At 60.6% G+C, this 2,649-nt stretch carries 2 protein-coding genes; both read left to right on the top strand.

Going from position 1 to position 2,649, the window contains the following annotated elements; all coding sequences use genetic code 11:
- Positions 1–237: 237 nt before the first annotated feature.
- Positions 238–1,773 (top strand): IS21 family transposase, encoded by a 1,536-nt coding sequence (gene istA / locus WM40_RS26320; protein WP_046154529.1) that lies wholly within the window; start codon positions 238–240, stop codon positions 1,771–1,773.
- A gap of 17 nt (positions 1,774–1,790) precedes the next feature.
- Positions 1,791–2,558 carry an IS21-like element helper ATPase IstB gene (gene istB / locus WM40_RS26315; RefSeq protein WP_046154528.1) on the top strand — a complete coding sequence of 256 codons (768 nt, stop codon included), beginning with the start codon at positions 1,791–1,793 and terminating at the stop codon, positions 2,556–2,558.
- Positions 2,559–2,649: the final 91 nt, after the last annotated feature.

The following is a 2,649-nucleotide window of genomic DNA, read 5'->3' as shown; positions in this document are numbered from 1 at the left end:
TGGGTATTCCGGTCGATCGTGACCGGTCATTCCGGTATCGTGACCGACGGTTCCGTTTCAACGTGACCGGTCAATATGATTGAACGTGACCGATTTGGGTATGGGGCCGGAATGAGCGGTCACGATACCGGAATCGTCGGTCACGTTGCCGGACCGGCGTCATACAGCATCAGAATGGTGTTACGCGACTAACCTTATTTCGCGAGGGTACGCTTTCCAGATTTCGTCTGGAGTAGCATGCCCGCGCCAAGGATTACGATGCGTAAGATCAAGGACGTATTGCGGCTCAAGCTCGACGCTGGGCTGTCGCACGAACAGATTGCCGCTGCCTTGCGGCTCTCCAAGGGCGTTGTCACCAAGTACGTGGGGCTGGCCGCCGCTGCCGGGCTCGACTGGCCCACGGTGCAGGCCTGTGACGAGGTCGAACTCGAACGGCGTATTCTGGTCGGCCCGAATTGCCAGCGCGAACGCGTGCAGCCGGACTATGGCCGTTTGCACCAAGAACTGCGGCGCAAAGGCATGACGATGATGTTGCTCTGGGAGGAGTACCGCCAGGCGCATCCAGGCGAGCCCACCTATCAATACTCGCAGTTTTGCGTCAATTTGAAGTGCTTCGCCAAGCGGCTCAAGCGTTCGATGCGGCAAATCCACCGCGCAGGCGAGAAGCTGTTCATCGACTTCGCCGGACCAACCATCGCATTGGCAGACGGCACCCGCGCGCATGTCTTCGTCGCCGCGCTGGGCGCGTCTTCCTACACCTTCGCGTGGGCCACACCGCGTGAGAGCATGGCAGACTGGTTGGAAGGCACGACGCGGGCGTTGCATTTCATTGGCGGCGTGCCGCAATTGATTATCCCCGACAACCCGAAGGCGATGATCACCGACCCCGACCGGTACGAGCCACGGGCGGCCGACATGGTGTTCGACTTTGCCCGCCACTACGGCACCTCGGTGCTGCCAGCGCGGCCCTATCACCCGCAGGACAAGGCGAAGGTCGAGTCTGCGGTGCAGGTCGTCGAGCGCTGGATCATGATGCGCCTGCGCCATCAAGCCTTTACGAGCGTCGCCGAGGTCAACGTCGCCATCGCGCCGTTACTGGCACAACTCAATGCCAAATTATTCCAGAAGCTACCAGGGAGTCGATCCAGCACCTTTGAGGCGATAGACCGTCCAGCGTTGCTGCCGTTGCCGATGCAGCGTTACGAGCTGGCCCACTTCAAGCACGTGCGCGTGCCGGTGGATTACCACGTCAGCATCGACGATCATCGCTACAGCGTGCCGCACGCGCTGGTGGGATTGGTGCTGGAGGCGCGCATGACAGCAGCGGGGATCGAGCTGCTGCATCGTGGGCAACGCGTTGCAAGCCATGTCCGCTCTAGCGTCGCGGGTGGCATCACAACCGTGCCGGAGCACCTTCCGGCGGCCCATCGCGCGCACCTGGAATGGACGCCGAAGCGCCTGTTGCATTGGGGTGAGGAGATCGGCGTTGCCACCGGCACCGTCATCACTCGATTGCTGGAGAAGCACCGTCATCCCGAGCATGGCTACCGGGCGTGTCTGGGCTTGCTGTCCTTGGCTCGGCGCTACGGTAAATCACGTCTGGAGACGGCCTGCGCATTAGCGATCCAACTCGGCACCTGTCATTACCGACATGTGCGCGACATCTTGGTGAACAAGCGCGATCAGACAAGCGTCGCTACCTATGGCACGCCACCGAGTGATTGGGTCAGTCCGCATCACGCGCATGTGCGCGGCCCGTCTTACTACCAATAAAGCAAAGGATACGGATCATGATGATGCACACCACACTGACGCAGTTGCGTGCCTTAAAGCTTGATGGCCTGGCCGATGCACTACAGGACCAGATGACCCAGCCGGGCATGACGGACATGAGCTTCGAGGAGCGTATGGCCTTATTGGTCGATCGCGAGATCCACGCACGCAATGACCGCAAACTGGCACGCTTACTGAAACAGGCGCGGCTGAAGTACGGCCAAGCCACCATTGAAGATATCGACAGCCGTCCGAGCAAAGGCGTGGATCGCCGCGCGGTGCTCAGCCTGGCGCTGGGCGATTGGGTCAGCGCCGGGCACAGCGTGTTGATTACTGGGGCGACAGGAGCAGGCAAATCCTGGCTCGCCTGTGCGCTTGCGCAGTACGCGTGTCGACGCGGGTACTCGGCGCTCTATCAACGTGTGCCGCGCTTACAGGAAGAACTGCGCATCCGTCACGGCAGCGGCGTCTTCGGCAAATGGCTGTTGCAACTCGCCAAGACCGACGTTCTGCTCCTCGATGACTGGGGCATGGGGACGATCGACAGTGCCACACGCTCGGACTTGCTGGAGATCATCGACGATCGTGCCGGCACCCGCGCCACCATCATCACCAGCCAACTTCCCATCGAACACTGGCACGCCTGGATTGGTGACGCGACCATTGCAGACGCCATACTTGACCGCATCATGCAGCGAAATCATCGCTTCACTCTCAGCGGTGACTCGCTGCGCCAGGGCGGCGTCAAACCACCTGAAAAGGAGATAAATATCGACCCATCGTGACCGCTACCTCTACAATCTGAACGCGTAACACCATTCCATGCGCAATCGGTCACGATAACGGAATCAGCGGTCACGTTCACCGGAATACGCA

The sequence above is a fragment of the Robbsia andropogonis genome (assembly GCF_000970345.1).
GTDB lineage: Bacteria > Pseudomonadota > Gammaproteobacteria > Burkholderiales > Burkholderiaceae > Robbsia > Robbsia andropogonis.
The sequence above is the reverse complement of the archived record's forward strand: the minus strand, read 5'-3'. Positions and strand labels throughout refer to the sequence as shown.

What these genes read in the sequence shown, in the direction of transcription:
- istA (WP_046154529.1), top strand. Translation starts at nt 238, where the DNA reads ATGCCCGCGCCAAGGATTACGATGCGTAAGATCAAGGACGTATTGCGG.
- istB (WP_046154528.1), top strand. Translation starts at nt 1,791, where the DNA reads ATGATGATGCACACCACACTGACGCAGTTGCGTGCCTTAAAGCTTGAT.